At 71.5% G+C, this 21,424-nt stretch carries 19 protein-coding genes; 12 read left to right on the top strand and 7 right to left on the bottom strand.

What is annotated here, in order from left to right; translation table 11 throughout:
* Positions 1 to 6: 6 nt before the first annotated feature.
* The 6 genes from ACSQ1L_RS12445 (at position 7) to ACSQ1L_RS12420 (ending at position 6,546) form a co-directional block, all read left to right on the top strand.
* Positions 7 to 1,419 carry a sensor histidine kinase gene (locus tag ACSQ1L_RS12445; RefSeq protein WP_435995066.1) on the top strand — a complete coding sequence of 471 codons (1,413 nt, stop codon included), beginning with the start codon at positions 7 to 9 and terminating at the stop codon, positions 1,417 to 1,419.
* Positions 1,416 to 4,304, top strand: coding sequence for a bifunctional [glutamine synthetase] adenylyltransferase/[glutamine synthetase]-adenylyl-L-tyrosine phosphorylase (locus ACSQ1L_RS12440; protein WP_435995065.1), 2,889 nt, complete (start codon positions 1,416 to 1,418; stop codon positions 4,302 to 4,304). The genes ACSQ1L_RS12445 and ACSQ1L_RS12440 overlap by 4 nt, the downstream gene beginning before the upstream one ends.
* 68 nt (positions 4,305 to 4,372) lie before the next feature.
* Complete coding sequence (locus tag ACSQ1L_RS12435) at positions 4,373 to 4,987, top strand: EF-hand domain-containing protein (RefSeq protein WP_435995064.1); 615 nt, start codon at positions 4,373 to 4,375, stop codon at positions 4,985 to 4,987.
* A gap of 64 nt (positions 4,988 to 5,051) precedes the next feature.
* Positions 5,052 to 5,615: an RNA polymerase sigma factor gene (locus ACSQ1L_RS12430; protein ID WP_435995063.1), complete on the top strand. Its 564-nt coding sequence runs from the start codon at positions 5,052 to 5,054 to the stop codon at positions 5,613 to 5,615.
* Positions 5,612 to 6,049: a hypothetical protein gene (locus ACSQ1L_RS12425; protein WP_435995062.1), complete on the top strand. Its 438-nt coding sequence runs from the start codon at positions 5,612 to 5,614 to the stop codon at positions 6,047 to 6,049. Before ACSQ1L_RS12430 ends, ACSQ1L_RS12425 begins: the two co-directional genes overlap by 4 nt.
* Positions 6,046 to 6,546: a periplasmic heavy metal sensor gene (locus ACSQ1L_RS12420; protein ID WP_435995061.1), complete on the top strand. Its 501-nt coding sequence runs from the start codon at positions 6,046 to 6,048 to the stop codon at positions 6,544 to 6,546. The genes ACSQ1L_RS12425 and ACSQ1L_RS12420 overlap by 4 nt, the downstream gene beginning before the upstream one ends.
* A 16-nt stretch (positions 6,547 to 6,562) precedes the next feature.
* On the opposite strand, the gene ACSQ1L_RS12415 is transcribed toward ACSQ1L_RS12420, so the two are convergent.
* The 3 genes from ACSQ1L_RS12415 to ACSQ1L_RS12405 all read right to left on the bottom strand — a co-directional run bounded on the left by ACSQ1L_RS12415 (position 6,563) and on the right by ACSQ1L_RS12405 (position 10,143).
* The gene (locus ACSQ1L_RS12415; RefSeq protein ID WP_435995060.1) at positions 6,563 to 8,974 is read right to left on the bottom strand and encodes an ATP-binding protein; all 2,412 of its coding nucleotides are present in this window, start codon (positions 8,972 to 8,974) and stop codon (positions 6,563 to 6,565) included.
* 98 nt (positions 8,975 to 9,072) lie between these two features.
* Positions 9,073 to 9,642: a hypothetical protein gene (locus tag ACSQ1L_RS12410; protein ID WP_435995059.1), complete on the bottom strand. Its 570-nt coding sequence runs from the start codon at positions 9,640 to 9,642 to the stop codon at positions 9,073 to 9,075.
* 90 nt (positions 9,643 to 9,732) lie between these two features.
* On the bottom strand, positions 9,733 to 10,143 hold the full coding sequence (locus ACSQ1L_RS12405) for a CBS domain-containing protein (protein WP_435995058.1): 411 nt from the start codon (positions 10,141 to 10,143) through the stop codon (positions 9,733 to 9,735).
* Between the two features lie 155 nt (positions 10,144 to 10,298).
* Here ACSQ1L_RS12405 and ACSQ1L_RS12400 point away from each other — a divergent pair, with 155 nt between their 5' ends.
* Positions 10,299 to 10,700 carry a hypothetical protein gene (locus ACSQ1L_RS12400; RefSeq protein WP_435995057.1) on the top strand — a complete coding sequence of 134 codons (402 nt, stop codon included), beginning with the start codon at positions 10,299 to 10,301 and terminating at the stop codon, positions 10,698 to 10,700.
* A gap of 99 nt (positions 10,701 to 10,799) precedes the next feature.
* The gene (gene amaB / locus ACSQ1L_RS12395; RefSeq protein ID WP_435995056.1) at positions 10,800 to 12,314 is read left to right on the top strand and encodes an L-piperidine-6-carboxylate dehydrogenase; all 1,515 of its coding nucleotides are present in this window, start codon (positions 10,800 to 10,802) and stop codon (positions 12,312 to 12,314) included.
* Positions 12,315 to 12,368: 54 nt separating this feature from the next.
* Here amaB and ACSQ1L_RS12390 read toward each other — a convergent pair whose 3' ends face one another.
* Positions 12,369 to 13,565, bottom strand: coding sequence for a winged helix-turn-helix domain-containing protein (locus ACSQ1L_RS12390; protein ID WP_435995055.1), 1,197 nt, complete (start codon positions 13,563 to 13,565; stop codon positions 12,369 to 12,371).
* A gap of 134 nt (positions 13,566 to 13,699) precedes the next feature.
* Positions 13,700 to 15,535, bottom strand: a complete 1,836-nt coding sequence (locus tag ACSQ1L_RS12385) for a vWA domain-containing protein (protein ID WP_435995054.1) — start codon at positions 15,533 to 15,535, stop codon at positions 13,700 to 13,702.
* Positions 15,536 to 15,683: 148 nt separating this feature from the next.
* Here ACSQ1L_RS12385 and ACSQ1L_RS12380 point away from each other — a divergent pair, with 148 nt between their 5' ends.
* Entirely contained in the window at positions 15,684 to 17,540 is a 1,857-nt protein-coding gene (locus ACSQ1L_RS12380; protein ID WP_435995053.1) for a monovalent cation:proton antiporter-2 (CPA2) family protein, read from the top strand.
* A gap of 40 nt (positions 17,541 to 17,580) precedes the next feature.
* On the opposite strand, the gene ACSQ1L_RS12375 is transcribed toward ACSQ1L_RS12380, so the two are convergent.
* Positions 17,581 to 18,150 carry a DUF4142 domain-containing protein gene (locus ACSQ1L_RS12375; RefSeq protein ID WP_435995052.1) on the bottom strand — a complete coding sequence of 190 codons (570 nt, stop codon included), beginning with the start codon at positions 18,148 to 18,150 and terminating at the stop codon, positions 17,581 to 17,583.
* Positions 18,151 to 18,243: 93 nt separating this feature from the next.
* On the opposite strand from ACSQ1L_RS12375, the gene dusA reads away from it, so the two are divergent.
* Together dusA and ACSQ1L_RS12365 are read left to right on the top strand one after the other, a co-directional pair.
* Positions 18,244 to 19,257: a tRNA dihydrouridine(20/20a) synthase DusA gene (dusA, locus tag ACSQ1L_RS12370; RefSeq protein WP_435995051.1), complete on the top strand. Its 1,014-nt coding sequence runs from the start codon at positions 18,244 to 18,246 to the stop codon at positions 19,255 to 19,257.
* 124 nt (positions 19,258 to 19,381) lie between these two features.
* On the top strand, positions 19,382 to 19,693 hold the full coding sequence (locus ACSQ1L_RS12365) for a hypothetical protein (RefSeq protein WP_435995050.1): 312 nt from the start codon (positions 19,382 to 19,384) through the stop codon (positions 19,691 to 19,693).
* Here ACSQ1L_RS12365 and ACSQ1L_RS12360 read toward each other — a convergent pair.
* Positions 19,690 to 20,358, bottom strand: a complete 669-nt coding sequence (locus ACSQ1L_RS12360) for a DUF4126 domain-containing protein (RefSeq protein ID WP_435995049.1) — start codon at positions 20,356 to 20,358, stop codon at positions 19,690 to 19,692. The genes ACSQ1L_RS12365 and ACSQ1L_RS12360 overlap by 4 nt on opposite strands.
* A gap of 49 nt (positions 20,359 to 20,407) precedes the next feature.
* On the opposite strand from ACSQ1L_RS12360, the gene ACSQ1L_RS12355 reads away from it, so the two are divergent.
* A complete protein-coding gene (locus tag ACSQ1L_RS12355) occupies positions 20,408 to 21,394 on the top strand; it encodes an SDR family oxidoreductase (RefSeq protein WP_435995048.1) in 987 nt (328 codons plus the stop codon).
* Positions 21,395 to 21,424 lie beyond the last annotated feature (30 nt).

The following is a 21,424-nucleotide window of genomic DNA, read 5'->3' as shown; positions in this document are numbered from 1 at the left end:
CTCCCGATGAAGCTCCCTTCCCTCCTTCGCCGCACCCCCTTCCGGCTGACGCTGCTGTTCCTCGCCCTGTTCGCCGCGGCGGCCAGCGCCATCTTGGCCTATGTTTATTTCGCCTCGGCCGCCGAGGCCCGGGCCAAGGCCGAGCGGGACGTAAGCGCCGAGACCAAGGTGCTGACCGGCATCTACCAGGCACGCGGCATACAGGCCCTCAACGAGGCCCTGATCGACCGCACCCTGCGCGACAGCAGCTACCTGTATCTGCTGACGAACGCGGAGGGCGACATGAGCACCGGTTCCATCAGCGTGCAGCCGATCGCCGAGCTCGAGGGGCCGTCGGAATGGATCACCTTCCCCTTCACCGAGACCGACGCGGACGGCCGCGTGACCCGGCCCCAGGTGCGCGGCGTCCAGATGCGGCTGGCGGGCGGCGAGACCCTGTTCGTCGGCAAGTCCCTGAGTGACACCGAGGCCTATCTCGCGCGCCTGACCCAGGCGCTCTGGGGGGCGATGGGGATCGTTCTTCTGCTCGGCCTCGCCGGCGGGGTGCTGGTCAGCCGCAATATCGAACGCTCGATGGGCCGGCTCAACAAGGTCGCCACGGCGGTGCAGGAGGGAAATCTCAAGGCCCGCTTTTCGGTCCGCAATTCCGGCGACGAGCTGGACGAACTCGGCGCCGGCCTCAACACCATGCTGGACCGGCTCGAGGCGTCGATGGCTTCGATCCGGCACGCGGGCGACGCCATCGCTCATGACCTGCGCTCGCCCCTGACCCGGATGCGGGCCAAGCTGGAGGTGTCGCTGATCGACGCCGAGGCCGGCAAGATCGACGGCGTCGACGCCCTGCAGCTGGCGCTCGACGAGGCCGACAATCTGCTCAAGACCTTCAACACCGTGCTGGCCATCGCCCGTCTGCAGGCGGCGGCCGGGCGCACCCCGGATCCGAAGGTGTTCGACGCCGCCGACCTCGCCGCCGACATGGCCGAGCTCTACGAGCCCGCCTCCGAGGACAAGGGGCTGGAGTTCTCGGCCGAGATCGAGCGGGGCCTGATGGTCGACGCCAACCAGCCCTTCCTCGCCCAGGCCCTGGCCAACGTCATCGACAACGCCATCAAATACACCCCCGTCGGCGGGGCGGTCATGCTGCGCGCCCGTCGGCGCAGCTCGGGTGAGATCGAATTCTCGGTCACCGACACCGGCCCCGGCGTGCCCGAGGCCGATCGCGAGCGGGTCACCCAGCGCTTCGTGCGGCTGGACAACAGCCGCTCCGAGGCCGGTTCCGGGCTTGGTCTGTCGCTGGTCGTGGCCGTGCTGGAAGCCCACGGCGGCCGGGTCCAGCTGGACGAGGGCCCCGGCGCGTACGGCGGCTTCGGTCCCGGTCTGCGGGTCGCGCTGGTATTGCCGCCGGCGGACGCGGCATGAGCGACGCCCTGGCCTCGCGGCTGAGGCCGTGCGGCCCGCTTGTTGACGCCGGGGCGGCCGACCGGGCCCGCGAACGCCTTTCCGAGGCGGCCTCGCAGGACAGCTGGGTCGGGACGCTGCAAGGCGCCTGGCCCGCCCTCGCGCCTGTCTTCGCCGCCTCGCCCTATCTGTTCGGTCTCGCCCGGCGCTGGCCTGACCATCTGCGCGCCACCCTCGAGGATGCGCCCGACGTCCGCCTGACCGCCGTCATCGCCGCTGCGGACGCCCTTACGGGCGGCGCCGACGACGTGCGCGCGCCGCTGCGCCGGCTGAAGGGCGAACTCCACCTGCTGACGGCGCTCGCCGACCTCGGCGGCGTCTGGGACCTTGATCAGGTCACCGGCGCGCTCAGCCGCTTCGCCGACGCCTCGGTCAACGCCGCCCTGCGCGCCGTCGCCCACGACCAGCGCCAGCGCGGCAAGCTGGTCAGTGCGGCCGACGATCCGCGCGGCCCGGTCCCAGGCCTGTTTGGCCTCGCCATGGGCAAGCACGGGGCCTTCGAGCTCAACTATTCCTCCGACATCGACATCAGCCTGTTCTGGGAGCCCGAGGCCCTGATCCCGGCGCTGGCCGAGGGCGTGGAGCCGCAGCGGTTCGTCGATCGCCTGGCCCAGTCGCTGGCGACGCTGATGCAGGAGCGGACCGGCGACGGCTACGTCTTCCGGGTCGATCTGCGCCTGCGCCCCGACCCGTCCTCGACCCCGCCGGTGGTCGCCGCCCCCATGGCCCTGGCCTACTACGAGAGCGTCGGCCAGAACTGGGAACGCGCCGCCTTCATCAAGGCCCGCGCCGTGCTCGGCGATGTGGAGGCCGGGACCGGCTTCCTGAAGGCCCTGATCCCCTTCATCTGGCGCCGCAGCCTCGACTACCCCGCCATCCTCGACATCCAGTCGATCAAACGCCAGATCCACGTCCACAAGACCGGCGAGGGGCTGGAGGCGGCGGGGGCCAATCTGAAGCTCGGCCGCGGCGGCATCCGCGAGATCGAATTCTTCGCCCAGACCCAGCAGCTGATCCTCGGCGGCCGCGATCCCGGGCTGCGCACGCCGCGCACCGTGGAGGCCCTCGCGGCCCTGCGCGACGCGGGCCATGTCACGCCCGACGCCTGCGCCGAGTTGACCGCCGCCTATGTCGAGCTGCGTGGGCTCGAGCATCGCGTGCAGATGCTCGAGGACGAACAGACCCACAACCTGCCTGCCGAACCCGAAGCCCGCGCGCGGGTGGCGGCGCTGGCGGGCGAGGGCGACCTCGCCGCCTTCGACGCCCGGGTCGAGGCCCTGCTGGTCGGGGTCAACCGGCGCTACGGCGAACTGTTCGAGGGGGAGGAAGCGCTGTCGTCCCCTTATGGCTCTCTGGTCTTCACCGGGGTCGAGAACGATCCGGAGACGCTGGAGACCTTGGCGCGAATGGGCTTTTCCAACCCCGCCATGGTCGCCGAGACGATCCGCAGCTGGCACCACGGCCGTATCCCGGCCACCCGCACGGCGCGGGGGCGCGAGCTGTTCACCCGCCTGGCCCCCCGCCTGCTGACCGCCTTGGCCGACACCGGCGCGGCCGACGCCGCCTTCCGCCGGTTCGCCGTGTTCTTCTCGGGCCTCAGCGGCGGGGTGCAGGTCCAGGCCCTGTTCCTGGCCCAGCCCAAGCTGTTCGACCTGGTCGTCGGGGTCATGGCCTTCGCGCCCCGGCTGGCCCGCACGCTCGGCCGCTATCCGGCGGCGCTGGACAGCATGCTGGACGCCCGGTTCGCCCGCGGCGTCGATGAGGACACCGGCGTCGCCGCCCAGATGGGGGTGGAAGCCGCCGCCGCGCCGGACTTCGAGACCGCCATGAACGTGGTGCGCCGCGTCCATCGCGAGCAGATGTTCCGCATCGGCGTCCAGACCCTGACCGGCCGCGTCGGGCCCGAGGAAGCCGGGCGCGCCTACACCACCCTGGCCGACGCCTGCCTCGCCGCCCTCGCGCCCGCCGCCATGGCCGAGACCGTGCGCCAGGGCGGGGCGCTGCCCGGCGGCGCGGTGGCCGTCGTGGCCCTCGGCAAGGCCGGGTCGCGCGAGATGACCGCGACCTCGGACCTCGACCTGATGACCGTCTACGACGCGCCCGCCGACGCCGTATCCGACGCCAGGCACTGGGCGGCCGGGGTGTTCTACTCGCGCTTCACCCAGCGGCTGATCGCGGCCCTGTCGGCGCACACGGCCGAGGGCGGGCTCTACGAGGTCGACATGAGGCTGCGTCCCGGCGCGGCCAAGGGGCCGGTGTCGCTGCGCCTGTCGGCGGTCGAGGACTATTACGCGGCCGAGGCCGACACCTGGGAGTTCATGGCCCTGACCCGGGCCCGCGTCGTCTGGGCCGACGATCCGGACTTTGGCGCGCGCACGGCGGCGGCGCTGGAAGCCATCCTGCGCCGGCCGCGGCCGGGCGTGAGCCTTGCCGGCGACGCCCGCCGCATGCGCGACCTGATGGCGCGCGAACGCCCGGGGCAGGGGGACTGGGACGTGAAGCTGGCCCCCGGCGGTCAGGTCGATGCGGAGTTCGTGGCGCAGGTGCGCCAGCTCCGGCGGGCGCGGGCCGGCGGGCCGATGACGGTCTCGACCCTCGAGGCGCTGTCGGACGATCCTGAACTGGCCGAGGCCTGGCGGCTGCAGCAGGCCCTCAGCCAGATTTTCGGGGCGGCCTTCGACGAACGCCCCGATCCCGACCAGGAGCCGGACGGCTTCCGGGAACGGCTGGCCAAGGCCGCCGGCTTCCCCGGCTACGACGCCCTGAAGGCCGGGCTGGCGGAGGCCCGCACGTCCGCCCGCGCCGCCTTCGAGGCCGCCCTGCCGCCGGTCAGCGACGGAGACTGACCCCAGCGGCGTTTCACTCTCCAGACAGGGATGCACGGCCGCGTCGGGCGGCCATGGAGACCATCGGGATGAACACGACCTTTCTGGCCGGCGGCCTCGCCGCCCTGGCTCTCACCGCCGCCGTGGGCGGCGTCGCCGTCGCCCAGCAAACCCCGGAGCATCCGCACGCCCGCGGCATGCGCGCGGACGCCGACGGCGACCATCGCCTCAGCCAGGCCGAATTCGTCGGCCGGCGCGTGACCCGGCTGACCGCCGCCGACGCGGACCGCGACGGCTCGGTGACGGCCGATGAGCGGCGCGCCGCCGCCGAGACCCGCCGCGCCGGCCGCGCCGACAGTCGTTTCGACCGCCTCGACGCCGACGACGACGGCGTCATCAGCAAGGCCGAGTTCGACTCCCGCCGCGACGCCCGCGCCGGACAGGGCCCGCGGGCGGCGCGCGCCCACCGCGGCCGCCGCGCCGAACGCATGGAGACCCGCGGCCCCGTCGTGATCGCCGAGGCCCAGGCCAGGGCGGAAACCGCCTTTGTCCGCCTCGACGCCGACCACGACGGCTATGTCACCGTCGCCGAGCGCCGAACCGCCCGCGCCGATCGCCGCGAACATCGTCTCGAACGGCGCGCGGAACGTCGCGGCGCCCGTCAGGCAGAACAGGCGTCGCCTCCGGCGCCCGCTTCGGAGTAAGCAGATGACGGGCGCGGCGGTCCTCGACCTCACCGGCCTTGCAGCAACGTTCGCACGAGGCCGGATGGCGACCTTCGCCGACCCTGACGAGGACCTGGTGCGCCGCGTGGGTCAGGGCGATCCCGCGGCCATTCAGGCCATGGTCGCGCGCAAGCTGCCGCGCATGCTGGCGCTTGCCCAGCGCATGCTCGGCGATCCGGCGGAAGCCGAGGACGTGGCGCAGGAGGCCCTGCTGCGGGCGTGGCGGCAGGCGCCCCGCTGGGTCTCCGGTCGGGCCAAGTTCGACACCTGGCTGCACCGGGTGGCTCTGAACCTCTGCTACGACCGCCTGCGGCGCCGGCGCGAGGTTCCGACCGCGGCGCCCCCGGACCGGCGCGACGACGGCGCCGCGCCGGATCGGGGTCTGCTCGCCGCGGACATCGGCGCGGCGGTCAACGGCGCGCTGGCGCGCTTGCCGGACCGGCAGCGCGAGGCCATCGTGCTGTGCCATTATCAGGAGCTGTCGAATATCGAGGCCGCGGGGCTGATGGACGTCAGCATCGAGGCTCTGGAAAGCCTGCTGTCGCGTGGACGGCGGGCGCTGCGACTGGCCCTGGCCGATCACCGGCCGGGCGCCGAAGGAGTATGAACGTGATGACGGCGGAACGCTTCCTCGCCCTGACAGCCGCCTACGGCGCCGACCGGCGTCGCTGGCCGGACGGTGAACGCGCGGCGGCCGAGGCCTTCGCGGCGGCTCATCCGGAGCTGACGCGGCCCGCGCTGGCCGAGGCCGACGCGGTCGACGCCCTGCTGCACCGCTCGCCGACGCCGGAGGTGTCGATGGCGCTGCGCGACCGGGTGCTGGCGGCGGCCACGTCGGCCGGAGGCAAGGCCCATCGCGCCGGTCGCCTGTGGATCGACCGCCTCTCCCTGGCCTTCGGAGCGGGTTGGGCCGCAGCGGCCTGCGCCGGGATCGTCGCCGGCGTGATCATGACCAGCCACTTCACCGCCGACGCCCAGGCCGACGCGGTGCTGTACCAGGCGTCCCTGCTCGGCATGGACGACACGGAGTTGCTCGGGTGAACGCCAGAACCCTGAAGATCGTCCTCGCCGCCTCGGTGGCGCTCAACCTGTTCGCGCTGGCGGCCGGCGCCACCCTGCTCGTCGGCCGGGCCAACGTCGAACGCCGGATCGAGTCCCAGCACCGCGCGCCCCGAAGCCACCCGTTCATGACCGTCGTCGAAGGCCTGGACCCGGAAGTGCGCGACCGTGTGCGCGACACCCTGCGCGCGTCGGCCCTGACCGCCCGGCCGGATTTCGACGAAATGCGGCGCAAGCGGCGCGAGGCCATCGCCCTGGCGCGATCCCCCGATTTCGATCCCGCCCGGGTCTCCGCCCTGCTGGAAGAGTCCCGCGTCGCGGAGCTTCGGGGCCGGGCCCGGATCGAGGCCGACGCCGTCGCCGTGTTGCAGACCCTCGAGCCCGACGACCGCGTCGCCCTGTCGGAAATCCTCACCCGCCGCGGCCGCTTCGTGGTGCGCGAAAAGAGCGACCGCAAGGCCCCCCGCACAGCGCCCTGAAACCGGTCGGTCCGCCTCAGGCGGCCCGCGCCTGACTTCCGGCGGTCTGATCCGGGCGACGGATCGGCAGGTCGAAGCTGGCCGTGGTGCCCCGTCCCGGCTCGCTCTCCAGCGTCAGGGTTCCGCCGTGTAGCTCGATCAGGGACTTGGTCAGGGCCAGGCCGAGGCCGGTGCCCTGGGTGGTCTTGGAATGCTGGCCCTCGACCTGTTCGAACGGCCGCGCCAGCCGCGTCAGGTCCTCGGCGGCGATGCCGATGCCGGTGTCGGCGACCGCGACCCGCACCCGGTCCCCGTCCTCGCGCGACAGGGTCACCGTGATGTCGCCGCCCTCCGGCGTGAACTTCACCGCGTTCGACAGCAGGTTCAGCACCACCTGCTTCAGCCCGCGGTGGTCGGCCTCGATGGTCGGCAGCTCGGGCGCGTCGACCCGCAGCTTCAAGCCCGACTCCTCGACCCGCCCGCGCATCAGCCGCGCGGCGTCGTCGACGATCTCCTTCAGCGACACCGGCTCATAATGCAGCGTCAGCTTGCCGGCCTCGATCTTGGCCATGTCGAGGATGTCGTTGATCAGGCTGAGCAGATGCTGCCCTGAGCGCAGGATGTCGGCGGCATAACCTTTGTAGCGTGGGTCGCCCAGCGGCCCGAACATCTCGCCGGCCATGATCTCCGAGAAGCCGTTGATGGCGTTCAGCGGCGTCCGCAGCTCGTGGCTCATATTGGCGAGGAACTCGGACTTGGCTTGGTTCGCCGCCTCCGCCCGGGTCATCGCCACCTCATACTTGTTGGCCAGCAGCCGGAGCTTGTCCTCGCGGTCCTCCAGTTCGGTGATGGTGGTGTGGAGACGCTCAGTGGCGCGCTGGCGCTCGGCCTCCTTGTGCTTGATCGCCGTGATGTCCGCCGCCGAGACCACCGATCCGCCTTCGGAGGTGAACCGCTCCACCAGTTGCAGCCAGCGGCCGTCGTACAGCTCGACCTCGCGCGCTCCGGCCCGTCCGCCGGCGGCGGCCTGTTCCGATTTGATCGCCAGGCCGGCGATCCGGTTCAGATCGGTCTTCAGGGCTCCCTTGCGGACCACGCCAGGCTCGAAATTGAAGGCGTCCTGGAAGGCCTGGTTGGACAGGATCAGCCGGCCCTGCCGGTCGAACAGGACGAAGGCGTCCGAAACGCTCTCGATGCCGTCCCGCAGCCGGCCCTCGGCGGCCTGGGCGTGGGCCTTGGCGCGCCGCGCCTCCGTGGTGTCCAGAGCGATGCCGAGGATCGAGGTGAACCCGTCCTCGCCCCGTTCGCCGCGCGCCTGGCCCCGGGCGTCGATCCAGCGGGCCCGGCCCTGCTGGTCCGGCACCGGAAAACTGACCTCGAAGGCGCCGAAGGTCTCGGCCTGGCGCAGGGCATGCTCCACGGCGGCCCGGTAGCGCGGATGGATGCGCTCCATCATCGCCTCGGCGGACACCGCCCCGGTGCGCTCCAGCCCCATCAGGTCGGCCATATAGTCGGACAGCAGGATCTGGCCCGTCTCGAGGTCCCAGTCCCAGACCCCGCAGCGCGCCGCCTCCACCGCGCCCCGGAACCGGCGCTCGGACGCGGCCCACTCGCGGCTGATCCCCATCTGTCGCCGTTGCTGCAACAGGGTCAGCAGCAGCACCAGGACGCCGATGACGAACGGGGCCGTCAGCAGCCAGGCGTCGTCCAGCAGGGCTCCGGCGCCGACGCTGACCGGGGTTGAGGCGACGGCGATCAGGCCGCTGTCGCCCACGGCCACCGTCGTCCGCCGCACGGCACCGTCGCCGACCGCCAGCGTCGCGCCCTGTCCGAGCCCGTCGGCCGGAGACACGGCCAGGGCCAGGGCTTCCTGTCCGCCCGCATCTCCCGCCAGCGGGGTCCTCGGCCCCGACAGCAGCCACAGGTCGACGCCGTCGGTGGTGCGCAGCGAAGGCAGGGGCGCGCGGCCCACCAACCGGCGTCCATCGGCCATGGCCCCCGTGACCAGCAGGGCGGCGCCGTCCGCCGTCAGCCTCGGCTTGCCCGGCGCGGGCGCGAAAGCGGTCGGCGGCGCGCCCTCGGCCGCGACCACGCTTCCATCCGGCGCCACCACGGCGAAGCCGCGCCCCGGCGCCGCGGCGCGGGCCTGCTGGATGGTCTGGGCAGGGGTGGCCGCCTGCGCCACAGCCGCTCGCACGGCGGCCTCGACGGGGGCGATGCGGGTTTCGGTCTCGAGCGCCAGCAGCCGCGCCTCGCGGTCCACCGCCGCCATGCGCAGGGCGTCCGCCTCCTGCCCCGGCCGCGCCATTTCGCGAGCGAACAGAAGCACATAGGCGGCGACGGCCAGGGTCACGGCGAGGATGGCGATCCGCACCCATGCGGGCGGGCCCTTGCGCCGGTCCGCGGCGCGCCGTCCTTGCGAGGTTATGCGGCGCTCACTGCCCCGCAAGGCGCTCTCCCGGACGATTCGGCGAAGATCGCTAAATCTAGGCTGTGTCGCGGATTCGTGTCGAGGCTCCGCGGTTCAAATTGACGTGGCCGCCGAGGTCAGGCCGCGCGCGACGGGGGCTGGGCCGCCGCGCTCTCCGGGGCGGCCAGCACGTCGGTGACGCTCTTCAGCACGGTCCGGGCGTCGCGCGCCAGCGTCTGCATCTCGGGCGGAGCGTCCTCGGGCGTGTCGTCGACCGCGGCGACCATCCGCTGCGCCAGCGCCATCAGCCTCGGCGCGGCGGCGATCAGCCGGGCCTGGAACTCGATCTGCTCCGGATCGCGGTCGTATTCCGCCCCCGGCACGCGCCAGCCGCCCCAGTCGGCCTTGTCGGTGACCACCACCGGATAGGTGCCCGGGAAGGGATGATGCGGCGTATCCTCCGCCGTCTGCCATTTGTTCCGGGCCCGCATCAGCCGCCAGCTCTCACTGGCGTGGGCGGCCGGGTCGTCGGTCGGCAACAGCAGTTCGTGGCCGAGGAACTCCCGGCCCAGACCCACGTCATAGGTGACGCGCACCGGCTCCTCGAAGCCCTTGGCCCAGACGGGCTGGACCTTCTCGATCTGGGCCCAGGCGCCGACACACTCGACCCAGACCTTCTGACCCTTCTGGAACTGCGCGCGCGCCATTGGCGTCTCCCGTCATGAACGGCGAGCATGCCCTGTCGCGGATGAACACGTGGTTTGGCGAAACGGTTAACGCCGCCGGCGCGCGCCCGATCAGGGGCGGGAGATGTCCTCCAGCGCCTCTCCGGCGTATTTCTCCTTCACCCGCGTCGACAGGTCGCCCAGCGAGACCACGCCGACCAGCCGTTCGTTCTTGTCCAGCACCGGCAGGCGGCGGATCTGTTTGGAGCCCATGGCGTCCAGCACGGTCTTCAGGTCGTCGTCGGCATAGGCGGTCTGGGCGTCCCGGGTGATGTACTCCACCACCGGCGAGGTGCAGGCGGCTCCGCCCGCCACGGCGCGCACGGCGATGTCGCGGTCGGTGATCGTGCCGATCAGCCGGTCGCCGTCGGCCACCGGCATGAAGCCGAAGTCGCCGCCGGCCATCCGCGTCGCGACCTCCTGAAGACTGTCTCCCGGACGGGCCACCTGCACGTCCTTGCTCATCACGTCGCGAACTTTCATCGGTCTCTCCTGGATTGTCGGCTTGGCGACAGAACCCGCCGCCGCCGCGCCGGTTCCTGACTGCCAGACAACGAGCGCCTCAGGGTCGCGTCACCCGCGGTGTGGTTTGGTGCGTCCATCACCCGGGATGATCCCGGACACGAAAGGACGAACTCATGAAGCCCGCCATGATCAGGAAAGCCCTGCTCCCCGTGCTGGCGGCGTCCGCGGTCATGGTCTCGACCCCGGCGCTGGCCCAGAATTTCAGCGTGAACCTCAGCTTCGGCTCGCCGGGCTACGGCCAGCCCTATGGCTACGGCCGCGGCTACGGCTACTCGGCGCGCGACCTGCACTACCGCGCCCAGGTGCTCTCGCAGCACGTTGACCGCCTCGCCTGGAGCGGCGGCGTCAACCGGTTCGAGGCCCGTCGCCTGTCGCGCGAGCTGAACCAGTACCAGCGGCTCGAATACCGCTACGCCCGCAACGGGTTGAGCCGGGCCGAGTACCGCGATCTGGACAGCCGGCTGGACCGCATCCAGTGGCAGCTCCAGCGCACCGCCTACCGCACTCGCTGGTAGGACGGCTCCGCGATCCACGAAGGCCGCCCCGGCGACGGGGCGGCCTTTCTCTTTGGGGCCGGCCCCGCTAAGCCGCACGGACCAGCCGGAGCCCGCCCCATGACCATTCGCGCCACCGCCGCCGAAGAAATCCGCGACATCCTGCGTCGCCTCGGCGTGCCGGACTCCGCCTTCGCCGACGCTGGCCTGACCACGCGCTCGCCGATCGACGGCTCGGCCGGCGCCGTCGTGGCGCAGGCGGACGCCGCCGCTATCGAGGTCTCCGTCACGCGCTCGGTAGAGGCCTTCCACGCCTGGAAGCGCGTGCCCGCCCCGCGCCGCGGTGAACTGGTCCGCCTCCTCGGCGAGGAACTGCGCGCCGCCAAGACCGACCTCGCCCGTCTCGTCACCCTCGAAGCCGGCAAGATCGTCTCCGAGGGCCTCGGCGAGGTTCAGGAGATGATCGACGTCTGCGACTTCGCCGTCGGCCTCTCACGCCAGCTGTACGGCTTGACGCTGGCCAGCGAGCGGCCGGGGCATCACATGCGCGAGACGTGGCAGCCGCTGGGCCCCGTACTGGTCATCTCGGCCTTCAACTTCCCGGTCGCGGTCTGGGCGTGGAACGCCTGCCTCGCCCTCGTCTGCGGCGATCCGGTGATCTGGAAGCCGTCGGAGAAGACGCCGCTGACCGCCCTGGCCGCCCAGGCCGTTCTGGATCGTGCGCTCGCCCGTTTCGGGGACGCGCCCGAGGGCCTGTCGCAGGTTGTCATCGGCGGCCGCGAGGTCGGCGAGGCCCTTGCCGCCGATCCGCGCATCCCGCTGGTTTCCGCCACCGGCTCGACCCGCATGGGCAAGGCCGTAGCCGGGACCGTTGCCGCCCGCCTCGGCCGTTCGCTGCTGGAGCTGGGCGGCAACAACGCCATGATCGTCACGCCCAGCGCCGACCTCGACATGGCCGTGCGCGCCATCGCCTTCTCCGCTGTGGGCACCTGTGGTCAGCGTTGCACCAGCCTGCGCCGCCTGCTGGTCCACGAGAGCATCGCCGACGCCCTGATCGCCCGCCTGAAAACCGCCTACCAGACCCTGCCGGTCGGCGATCCGCGCGAGGACGGCGTGCTGGTCGGCCCGCTGATCGACGTCGACGCCCGCCGCGGCTTTGAAGCGGCGCTTGAGCAGGCGGTTGCGCAGGGCGGGGAGGTGGTCGCCGGCGGCGAGCCGGTCGAGCGCGACGGCGTCTACGTCAGGCCCGCCATCGTCCGCATGCCGGCCCAGACCACCGTGGTCGAGCACGAGACTTTCGCCCCCATCCTCTACGTCCTGACCTGGTCGGACTTCGACACGGCGGTGGCGATGCAGAACGCCGTGCCTCAGGGCCTGTCGTCCTGCGTCTTCACCGACAGCGTCCGCGAGGCGGAGCAGTTCCTCTCGGCCTGGGGCTCCGACTGCGGCATCGCCAACGTCAACATCGGCCCCTCCGGCGCCGAGATCGGCGGGGCGTTCGGGGGCGAGAAGGACACCGGCGGCGGCCGCGAGTCCGGCTCCGACGCCTGGAAGGCCTATATGCGCCGCCAGACCCAGACGGTGAACTTCAGCCGCGACCTGCCGCTGGCGCAAGGAGTCCGCTTCGACGTCTGAAGGGGGCGCGACCAAGCCTCACCGTCATCCCCGGACACTCCGTGGTCGAAATCGTCACGAACTGATCGCCGACTTCAGCGCTCCGGCGAGGTCGCCTTTGCCGGCCGCCTCGACCCCCTCCAGCCCCAGCCATCCGGACATCCGCCGCAGCTCCACCGCCAGCCGTTCCGCGGTGTGCGCCGTCGCGTCCGGCTCGCGCCACGCCGCCTGCACCCGCAGCACGCCCGCCTGCCGATCGGCCTTCAGGTCGACCCGCGCCGTGATCGCCTCATCCTCCAGGAACGGCAGCACATAGTAGCCGTGCGTGCGCTTGTGCGCCGGGGTGTAGATCTCCAGCCGCACCCGCGTCCCGAACAGCCGTTCGGTCCGGTCGCGGGTCCAGATCAGGTTGTCGAACGGCGACAGCAGCGCCGCCGCCGCGACCTTGCGCGGCCGCTTCGTCCCCGGGGCCAGATAGGCCGGCTGCCGCCATCCCTTCACCGCCGCCGGCGTCAGCTCTCCCGCCTCCACCAGCTCCGCCACACGCGCCCGCGCATCGGCCAGCGGCAGCCGGAAATAATCCCGCAGGTCGGCCATCGTCGCCACGCCCAGCGCCCGCGCCGAGATGCGCACCAGTTCGCGCTGCGCGTCGGCCTCGTCCGGCGTCGGCAGGTTTACGACCCGCGCGGGCAGCGCCCGCTCGGTCAGGTCATAGACCCGCTCGAAGCCGCGCCGCGTCTTCGTCGTGATCAGCCCGGCCCAGAACAGCCACTCCAGCGCCCGCTTGCCGTCCGACCATGACCACCAGCCCGGCGCCCCGCGCGGCGCGTCGTTGAAGTCCGCCCCGGTCACCGGTCCGCGCCGCTCGATCTCCCTCAGCACCCCGTCGATATAGTCGCGCTTCTCGCGCCCGAACCGCGACAGCCCGGTCCACATCTCGCCCGCCTCGGCCCGCGCCATCCGCCAGCGCAGCAGCGGCTGGGTCTCCAGCGGCAGCAGCGACGCCTCGTGCCCCCAGTATTCGAACAGGCTGCGCCGGGCGCCCCAGGCCTCCGCCTCCAGCGCCTCTCGCGGATAGTCGCCCAGCCGCGAGAAGGCCGGCAGATAGTGGGTCCGTGTCACCACATTGACGCTGTCGATCTGCACCACGCCCAGCTTCCGGACGACATCCCTGACACGCTTGCGGCCCGGCGCCGCGGGGGGCGTCCGGCCGAAGCCTTGGGCGGCGAGTGCGATGCGGCGGGCCGCTTTGGCGGAGAGGGATTCGATCACGCGGCCATCATGCCTGATCCCTCTCGCGATGGGAGAGGGGCGCCGCAACCACGTCCGATCTCCGCTCGAGAGAGCTCGGCCTTCTTATCATCCCGGCCGAAGCGAAGAGCCGGGATGACAAGGACCGAGGGGTCCTAGGGCGTCGCCTGCGCCGGCATCCCCTGCGCCGCCCGGATCAGTTGCACGAACGCCGCCCGCTCGCCGTACGGATCCTCGCCCCGCGCCCCCTGCGCCTGCTCGAGGATGTCGTTCCAGCCGTAGCCGTCGCCCATCCACGGATCGTTGCGCAGCTTCTGGCCGAAGGCGGCGACGGCCAGCGCCCAGCGGGTGCTCTCCGGCGGCTGGGCCGAAACCCGTCCGGCCCCACTGTTCGACACGACCCGCTGCATCAGCCGGGAGTCGCGCTCGCCCGGCAGCTTGTAGCGGACCTGCACGAAGCCGATCTCGCCCGAGGGATCGCCGCCGCCGACGCCGATCTGGTTCTGGTCGTAGCGCCGCTCCGGAATCTGGCTCGGCCCGCCGACGGGGGTGATCTCGTAGAGGGCCGTCACTGACGCGCCGGAGCCGACCTCGCCCGCGTCGACGCGGTCGTTGTTGAAATCCTCCTCGTTCAGCAGCCGCGTCTCATAGCCGATCAGCCGGTATTCCGAGACGCGGGCCGGGTTGAACTCGACCTGGATCTTGACGTCGTCGGCGATCGGGAAGGCCCCGCGGTCGAACGCCGGGCCGAACAGGCGGCGCGCCTCGTTCAGGTCGTCGACGTAGGCCGCCGTCCCGTTGCCGGCCTGGGCGATCGCCTGCATGCGGGCGTCCTGGTAGTTGCCGCGGCCATAGCCGTAGACCGACAGATAGATGCCCGTCTCGCGCTTGGCGGCGACATAGTCTTCCAGCCGCTGGTCGTTGGTGACCCCGACGTTGAAGTCGCCGTCGGTGAACATCAGGATGCGGTTGACCTTGTCGTGCCCGAAGGCGGCCTCCGCCTGGGTGTAGGCGTTGACCATGCCCTGCGCCCCGGCGGTCGAGCCGCCGGCGTTGAGGGCCTCGACGGCGCAGCGCAGCTTCAGCTTCTGGTCGCCCGGGGTCGGGCCGACGGCCGTGCCGACGTCGGAGGCGTAGTAGGTCACGGCCACCCGGTCCTGCGGCCGCAGCCGGTCGATGATCAGGTTCATCGATTTCTTGGCCAGATCCAGCTTGTCCGCCGACATCATCGAGCCCGACACGTCGACCATGAAGGTCAGGTTCAGCGGCCGCCGCTGGGCCTCGGGCAACTCGTAGCCCTGCAGCGCCACATGAACGATCTGGCGTCCCTCGGACCACGGCGAGGCCGCCACCGCTGTGGTGACGGCGAATGGCTCCGACGCCGAGCGCGGCCGCTCATAGCCGTAGTCGAAATAGTTGATCATCTCCTCGACCCGCACCGAGTCCGGCGGGGGCAGGCGGCCCTCCTCAAGGAAGCGGCGCACGTTCGAGTAACTGGCGGTGTCGACGTCGATCGAGAAGGTCGAGACCGGCGCCTCGGCCACGCGCTTGACCGGGTTCGGCGTCGCATCGGGATAGCGTTCGGTGTCGGCCGGGACCCGGGGCTGGCCCGGGACGAAGGCGTTTGAAGGGGCCGGCGCGACCGCCAGATAATCCGCCGTGGCTGCCTGGCCGGTCGTCATCAGGGACTCGCGCTGAACCATGACGGGCGGCGGCGGAGGCGGAGGCGGAGGTGGCGGCATCGGAGGCGGCGGTGGCGGCGGCGCATAGGTCGGGACCATCCCGCGGGCCGAGCCGCTGCGGTACGCCACGTCGGGCCGGTGGTCGCCCAGCGTGATTCCCACCGCCCGGCAGTTCTCCGGCGAAACCACGCCGTCGCGGGGCTGGTCCGGCCGGCTGACTTCGGCCAGCACCGGAGCCGGCGCCATCGGCGCGGCGAGCGCGGCCGCGAGCACGGCGGCCAGGCTGCGTCTCAGCGGGTGGTTCGTCATCGGCGTCGCTCCCGGTCCTGCGCATTCAGCACGCATTCCATCATCCGGCCAATCGGGGCGACGGTCGCCTGACGAAGCCTGACGCGGTCGGACTGGCGCTCGCGCCCCGGCGACCCCACTATGACGGCTGGCGGACACAGGTGACGGAATGAACGAGACCACCAGCATGGGTCTGGGACACGTGGTGGCCCTGCTGGCCGCCATGGTCGTGGCCGCGACCCTGTTCCGCCGCTTCGGGCTGGGCTCGGTGCTCGGCTATCTGGCCGCCGGCCTGCTGATCGGCCCCTCCGTGCTTGGCGTGGTCGACGATCCGGAATCGGTGCTCCACGTCGCCGAACTCGGCGTCGTCATGTTCCTGTTCATCATCGGCCTCGAGATGCGCCCGGCCCGGCTGTGGAGCCTGAGACGCGAGATCTTCGGCCTCGGGGCGGTGCAGGTGCTGGTCTGCGCCGTCCTGCTGACCGGTCTCGCCATGGCCGTCGGCCTCGCCTGGTATGCGGCGGTGATCGCCGGCTTCGGCTTCGCCCTGTCGTCGACCGCCATCGTCATGCAGCTGCTGCAGGAGCGCAACGAGAACGCCGATCCGGCCGGCCAGCGGGTGATCTCCATCCTGCTGTTCGAGGACCTCGCCATCGTGCCCCTGCTGGCGCTGGTCGCGGTGCTGGCCGGGACCTACGGTTCAGCGGTCGACAGCGGGCGACCGATCTGGATGACGGTCAGCCTCGCGGCCGGAGCGGTGGCGTTGGTCTATGTCGCCGGGCGCTGGGTGGTGAATCCCTTCTTCCGCCTGCTGGCCCGCTACGGCGGCCGGGAGATCATGACGATGGGGGCGTTGTTCGTGGTGCTGGGCGCCGCCTACGCCATGAACCTCGGCGGCCTGTCGATGGCCATGGGCGCCTTCTTGGCCGGCGTGTTGCTGTCGGAATCGACCTTCCGGCATCAGCTGGAGGCTGACGTCGAACCATTCCGGGGCCTGCTGCTCGGCCTGTTCTTCCTCAGCGTCGGCATGTCGCTGGACGTACGGGTGGTGATCGCCGACTGGGCTTGGGTGCTGGGCGGCCTCGCCGCCTTCATGACCACCAAGATGATCGCCGTGTACGCCGTGGCGCGCCTGAAGCAGAAGCACGGCGAGGGCCTGCTGCGCGCCGCCCTGATGGGCGAGGGGGGCGAGTTCGCCTTCGTCCTCTACGCAACGGCCTTCGCCGCCGGCCTGCTCGACCCCCGCACCGCCGCGATCCTTTCGGCCGTGGTGATCCTGTCGATGGCGCTGACCCCGCTCCGGGTCATGCTGGCCGACCGGCTGCGCCCCAACGAGGACCTGTCGCCGGACGACGCCGACGGCGTGGACCGGGCCAGCAACCTGCGCGAACGGGTGCTGATCATCGGCTTCGGCCGCTTCGCCCAGGTCGTGTCCCAGCCCCTGCTGGCTCGCGACGTCGACGTCTCGATCATCGACACGGACGTCGAGATGATCCAGGCCGCCGGCACTTTCGGCTTCAAGGTCTTCTACGGCGACGGCTCCCGCCTCGATGTGTTGAGGGCCTCCGGCGCCGGGACCGCCGAGACCATCCTCGTCTGCGTCGACAAGTCCGAAACCGCCGACCGCATCGTCGAACTGGTCAAGGCCGAGTTCCCGCTGACCAAACTGTTCGTCCGGGCCTACGACCGCGGCCACGCCATCCGCCTTGTCCAGGCCGGGGTGGAATACCAGGTGCGCGAGATGTTCGAATCCGCGCTGGTGTTCGGGTATCAGGTGCTGATCGATCTCGGCTTCTCGGCCGACGAGGCGCGCGAGACCATCGACGACGTCCGCCGCCGCGACGACGAGCGGTTCTCGCTCCAGCTGGTCGAAGGCATCCAGGCCGGCCGGTCGCTGATGCGGGGCAATATCGCCACCACCCGGCCCGAGCCCTACGTCAAACCCCGACGCGAGGGCATGCCGCTCAACGAGGAGGCGGCCGAGGCGCTGGAAGGGGACGACGAACGCGAAAAGGCCGGCGTCTGATCGACGCCGGCCCTCCGGTTCGCCGCGGGAAACGGGAAGCCTACATCGCCGCCCTGATCTGCTCGGCCTGGCGCAGGTGGGCCTCGATCTTGGGCACGACGTTGCGGGCGTGGGCGGCCAGCGGCGAATCCTGGTCGGAGAAGCCGCGGTGCAAGGTCAGCGCCTCGTTGTGGGCGGCGATCTGCTGGTCGATCCAGGTGCGGTCGAAATTCTCCGCCGAGGCCGAGCGCAGGTTGTCGATCAGACCCTGCCGACGCTCGTCGAGGGCGGTGGGTATGGCGACCTCGGGCGCGCCGCCGCGGACTGCGATCTGCAGCATGTTGGACCCGGCGGTGTGATCGGTCTTGAGCATGGTCGCCAGCTCCTTGACCTGCGCGTTCTGCGACCGCTCCAGGGCGATGTCGGCGGCCTGGATCTCGTACATGTCGCCGATGGCGGCGCTGGGCACATAGGCCGACACCGTATTCGCGCCCATGGTCGCGGCCGAGGTCTGACCCACGGGTCCCGCGGCCATGTCCTGGACCTTGTCGACGGCTTCGGGGCTCCGTTCCTGGTTGCAGGCGGCCAGCAGGGCGACGCAGGCGGCGCCGGCGAGAAGTGGTCTGATCATGGGTAATCCTCCTTGAGGCCCGATGAACCGGAGCCATTACCAAAGGTTCCCGTGGTCGCGTCGCCGCCCGGTTCAGTGTATGGAGCCCGCCCGATGGACCGCCGCCTCTCGATCGCCCCGATGATGGACTGGACCGACCGGCACTGCCGGGCGTTCCATCGCGCCCTCACGTCCCGGGCCCTGCTCTACACCGAGATGGTCACCGCCCCGGCCGTGATCCACGGCGACCGCGAGCGGCTGCTGGGTTTCGATGCGGTCGAACATCCGGTGGCGCTGCAGCTCGGCGGTTCCGACCCGAAGCAGCTGGCCGAGGCGGCCCGCATCGGCGCGGCCTTCGGCTATGACGAGATCAACCTCAACGTCGGCTGTCCGTCGGACCGGGTCCAGTCGGGCCGTTTCGGGGCCTGCCTGATGCGCGAGCCGGCCCTCGTGGCCGACTGCATGGCGGCGATCAGGTCGGCCGTCACCGTGCCCGCCACCGTCAAATGCCGGATCGGCGTCGACGATCAGGACCCGGCGATCTCCCTGTTCGAGACTGTCGACGCCTGCGCCGCCGTCGGCATCGAGGTTTTCATCGTTCACGCCCGCAAGGCCTGGCTGCAGGGCTTGTCGCCCAAGGAGAACCGCGACGTCCCGCCGCTGGACTACGCCCTCGTGCGCCGGCTCAAGCGCGAGCGGCCGCAACTGTCGGTGACGATCAACGGCGGCGTTGCGTCGCTCGACGAGGCGGAGGCCCATCTCGACGACGCGGACGGCGTGCAGCTGGACGGCGTCATGCTCGGTCGGGCGGCTTACCACGAGCCCGCCATTCTCGCGCAGGCCGACCGGCGGCTGTACGGCGCCGCCACGCCCGACGTCGACGCCTTCGCGGCCGTCGATCGCTACCGGCCCTATATGGCGGCGCGGCTGGCCGAGGGCGTCCATCTCCCCGCCATGACCCGGCATATGCTGGGGCTGATGCACGGCCGTCCCGGGGCCCGGACCTTCCGCCGCATCCTGACGGTCGAGGCGGTGAAGCCGGGCGCGGGCCTGGACGTCGTGGACCGCGCCGTCGACGCCGTACGCGAGGCCGAGGCCCGCTCGCAGCCGCGCACCGAGGCGGCCTGACCGGACACGGCGCCGCTTTCGTGATGCAACGGAACCACACCGGCGCCGGTTGTCGCGCGTTTACCCTCTCTGTGCGGAACAGAGCGGCGCCGCTCCGCATTGGCTTGGGCAGGAGTACCCCACCATGCCCAAGAGTCCGCCCGCCAAGCCCGACCTGCGCCTCGTTCCCGGCGACGCCGAAATCTATGACCTGATGCGGACGCCCGAGACCACGTCCGAACGCGTCCGCCGGCTTCAGCTGGAAGCCCGCGCCCTCGCGGTGGAGCAGGTCGAGGCGCTGGAGAAGGTGCTTCTGGAGGCCGCGAGGCTGGCCCGGGAGATCGCCGACGGCGGCGACGCCTATCCGGTCGGCGCGCGGGAGCTGGCCGGCCGGCTGCATGCCGATCTGCCGGCCAAGGCCGAGACCCTGAAAGCCATCGTCGGCCGGTCTCTCTAGGCCGGCGTCGCCTCGCGCCGGTCGCGGATGCGCCGCGCCAGCCGGAAGACGATCACCGCCAGCCCGATCAGCGCCAGCGGAACCACGATCGGCGCCAGGAAGGCGAGGATCACGGTGAAGAAGGCCAGCACGTCTTCGATCAGCGACACCACCGGATTGCCCAGCCCCCCCGTGGTCGCCGTCGATCCGACCCGCACCCCGGTCTGGGCCGCGTTGAAGGCCAGCGCCGCCGGCGCGCCGACGATGATCCCGGCCACCGCCGCCACGGCCGGATCGACCGCCCAGAACACGCTGCCCGCCGCGATCGCCCCCGCCACCGGCCGGGTGACGTAGCCGACCAGGTTCAGTCCGTGGTCGACGGCCGGGACCTTGTCGCCGAGGAACTCCGCCGTTGTCGCAACGGCCAGCGCCGCGATGGCCGGCCATGAAACCAGCCAGTCCATCTGGTCGATCAGCCGCACGCCGAACATCTCGAACCGGGCCGCCAGCGCCAGCATGAGCATCGGCAGGAAGGTCCGCAGCCCCGTCGCCGAGGCCAGGCCCAGACCCAGCAGGGCCGGCAGCACCCAAACCTGCATCGGCCCCGCCGCCGCGCCCAGCGCCTCCAGATCGACCTCCGGCATCGTCGTCTCCTCCAACCGCCCCGCCATAATGCGCGGGAACACCCGGCCGCTCCATCGACTTTTCCGGTCACGCCCGGAACAGGAGCCGATCATGGACGACCGCTTCGAACATCGCGCCGAAAAGATCGCCGACCAGGAGCGGAAGATTCAGGCCGGCATCGATGCGAAGGCCGACGAGGGCGGCGGCTCCAAGGACGAGGGCGCGGTCCAGGCCGGCGCGCGAAAGTATCCGGAGCCGCCCTTCCCCGAACAGCACCAGCGCAAGCCGGGCGACGAGGCCGCGCTGCATCCGGCGCCGATGTACGACGCCCCGTTCTGGAAGGGGTCGGGCAAGCTGGACGGCATGGCGGCGATCATCACCGGCGGCGACTCCGGCATCGGCCGGGCCGTGGCCGTGTTGTTCGCGCGAGAGGGCTGCGACGTCGCCCTCTGCCATCTCGACGAGGACGACGACGCCAACGACACGAAGGCCGCCGTCGAGGCCGAGGGACGCCGGGCCATCGTACTCAAGGGCGACGCGGCCGATCCGGGCTTCTCCGAGGCGGCCGTGCGGGCGACGCTGGACGCCTTCGGCCGGCTGGACGTGGTCGTGCCCAACGCCGCCTTCCAGGAACATGTCGAGGCTCTCGAGGACCTGACCCTCGAGCATTTCGACCGCACCCTGAAGACCAACCTCTACGGCTATTTCCACCTGGTGAAGGCGGCGGTCCCGCACATGGGGCCCGGCGGTTCGATCGTCATGACCGGCTCGGTCACCGGCATCGAGGGCAGTGAGCGGCTGCTTGACTATTCGATGACCAAGGGCGGCATCCACGCCTTCGCCCGCTCGCTGGGCACGCACCTCGCGCCGAAGGGAATCCGCGTCAACGTGGTCGCGCCCGGGCCGGTCTGGACACCGCTCAATCCCGCTGACCAGCCGGCGGACAAGGTCGCGCAATTCGGCTCCGGGACGGTGATGAAGCGCCCGGCCCAGCCCGAGGAGATCGCCCCCGCCTTCGTCTTTCTCGCCTCGCCGCAGTGCTCGAGCTACATCACCGGCGAAATCCTGCCGATCATCGGCGGCTACGGCGGGGGTTAGGCCGCGTCAGGCCCGGGAGGCGGAGCCTGC

It is taken from the genome of Brevundimonas sp. LjRoot202 (genome assembly GCF_964253355.1).
In the GTDB taxonomy this organism is placed as follows: domain Bacteria; phylum Pseudomonadota; class Alphaproteobacteria; order Caulobacterales; family Caulobacteraceae; genus Brevundimonas.
The sequence above is the reverse complement of the archived record's forward strand: the minus strand, read 5'-3'. Positions and strand labels throughout refer to the sequence as shown.

What these genes read in the sequence shown, in the direction of transcription:
- ACSQ1L_RS12445 (WP_435995066.1), top strand. Translation starts at nt 7, where the DNA reads ATGAAGCTCCCTTCCCTCCTTCGCCGCACCCCCTTCCGGCTGACGCTG.
- ACSQ1L_RS12440 (WP_435995065.1), top strand. Translation starts at nt 1,416, where the DNA reads ATGAGCGACGCCCTGGCCTCGCGGCTGAGGCCGTGCGGCCCGCTTGTT.
- ACSQ1L_RS12435 (WP_435995064.1), top strand. Translation starts at nt 4,373, where the DNA reads ATGAACACGACCTTTCTGGCCGGCGGCCTCGCCGCCCTGGCTCTCACC.
- ACSQ1L_RS12430 (WP_435995063.1), top strand. Translation starts at nt 5,052, where the DNA reads ATGGCGACCTTCGCCGACCCTGACGAGGACCTGGTGCGCCGCGTGGGT.
- ACSQ1L_RS12425 (WP_435995062.1), top strand. Translation starts at nt 5,612, where the DNA reads ATGAACGTGATGACGGCGGAACGCTTCCTCGCCCTGACAGCCGCCTAC.
- ACSQ1L_RS12410 (WP_435995059.1), bottom strand. Translation starts at nt 9,642, where the DNA reads ATGGCGCGCGCGCAGTTCCAGAAGGGTCAGAAGGTCTGGGTCGAGTGT.
- ACSQ1L_RS12405 (WP_435995058.1), bottom strand. Translation starts at nt 10,143, where the DNA reads ATGAAAGTTCGCGACGTGATGAGCAAGGACGTGCAGGTGGCCCGTCCG.
- ACSQ1L_RS12400 (WP_435995057.1), top strand. Translation starts at nt 10,299, where the DNA reads ATGAAGCCCGCCATGATCAGGAAAGCCCTGCTCCCCGTGCTGGCGGCG.
- amaB (WP_435995056.1), top strand. Translation starts at nt 10,800, where the DNA reads ATGACCATTCGCGCCACCGCCGCCGAAGAAATCCGCGACATCCTGCGT.
- ACSQ1L_RS12385 (WP_435995054.1), bottom strand. Translation starts at nt 15,535, where the DNA reads ATGACGAACCACCCGCTGAGACGCAGCCTGGCCGCCGTGCTCGCGGCC.
- ACSQ1L_RS12380 (WP_435995053.1), top strand. Translation starts at nt 15,684, where the DNA reads ATGAACGAGACCACCAGCATGGGTCTGGGACACGTGGTGGCCCTGCTG.
- ACSQ1L_RS12375 (WP_435995052.1), bottom strand. Translation starts at nt 18,150, where the DNA reads ATGATCAGACCACTTCTCGCCGGCGCCGCCTGCGTCGCCCTGCTGGCC.
- dusA (WP_435995051.1), top strand. Translation starts at nt 18,244, where the DNA reads ATGGACCGCCGCCTCTCGATCGCCCCGATGATGGACTGGACCGACCGG.
- ACSQ1L_RS12365 (WP_435995050.1), top strand. Translation starts at nt 19,382, where the DNA reads ATGCCCAAGAGTCCGCCCGCCAAGCCCGACCTGCGCCTCGTTCCCGGC.
- ACSQ1L_RS12355 (WP_435995048.1), top strand. Translation starts at nt 20,408, where the DNA reads ATGGACGACCGCTTCGAACATCGCGCCGAAAAGATCGCCGACCAGGAG.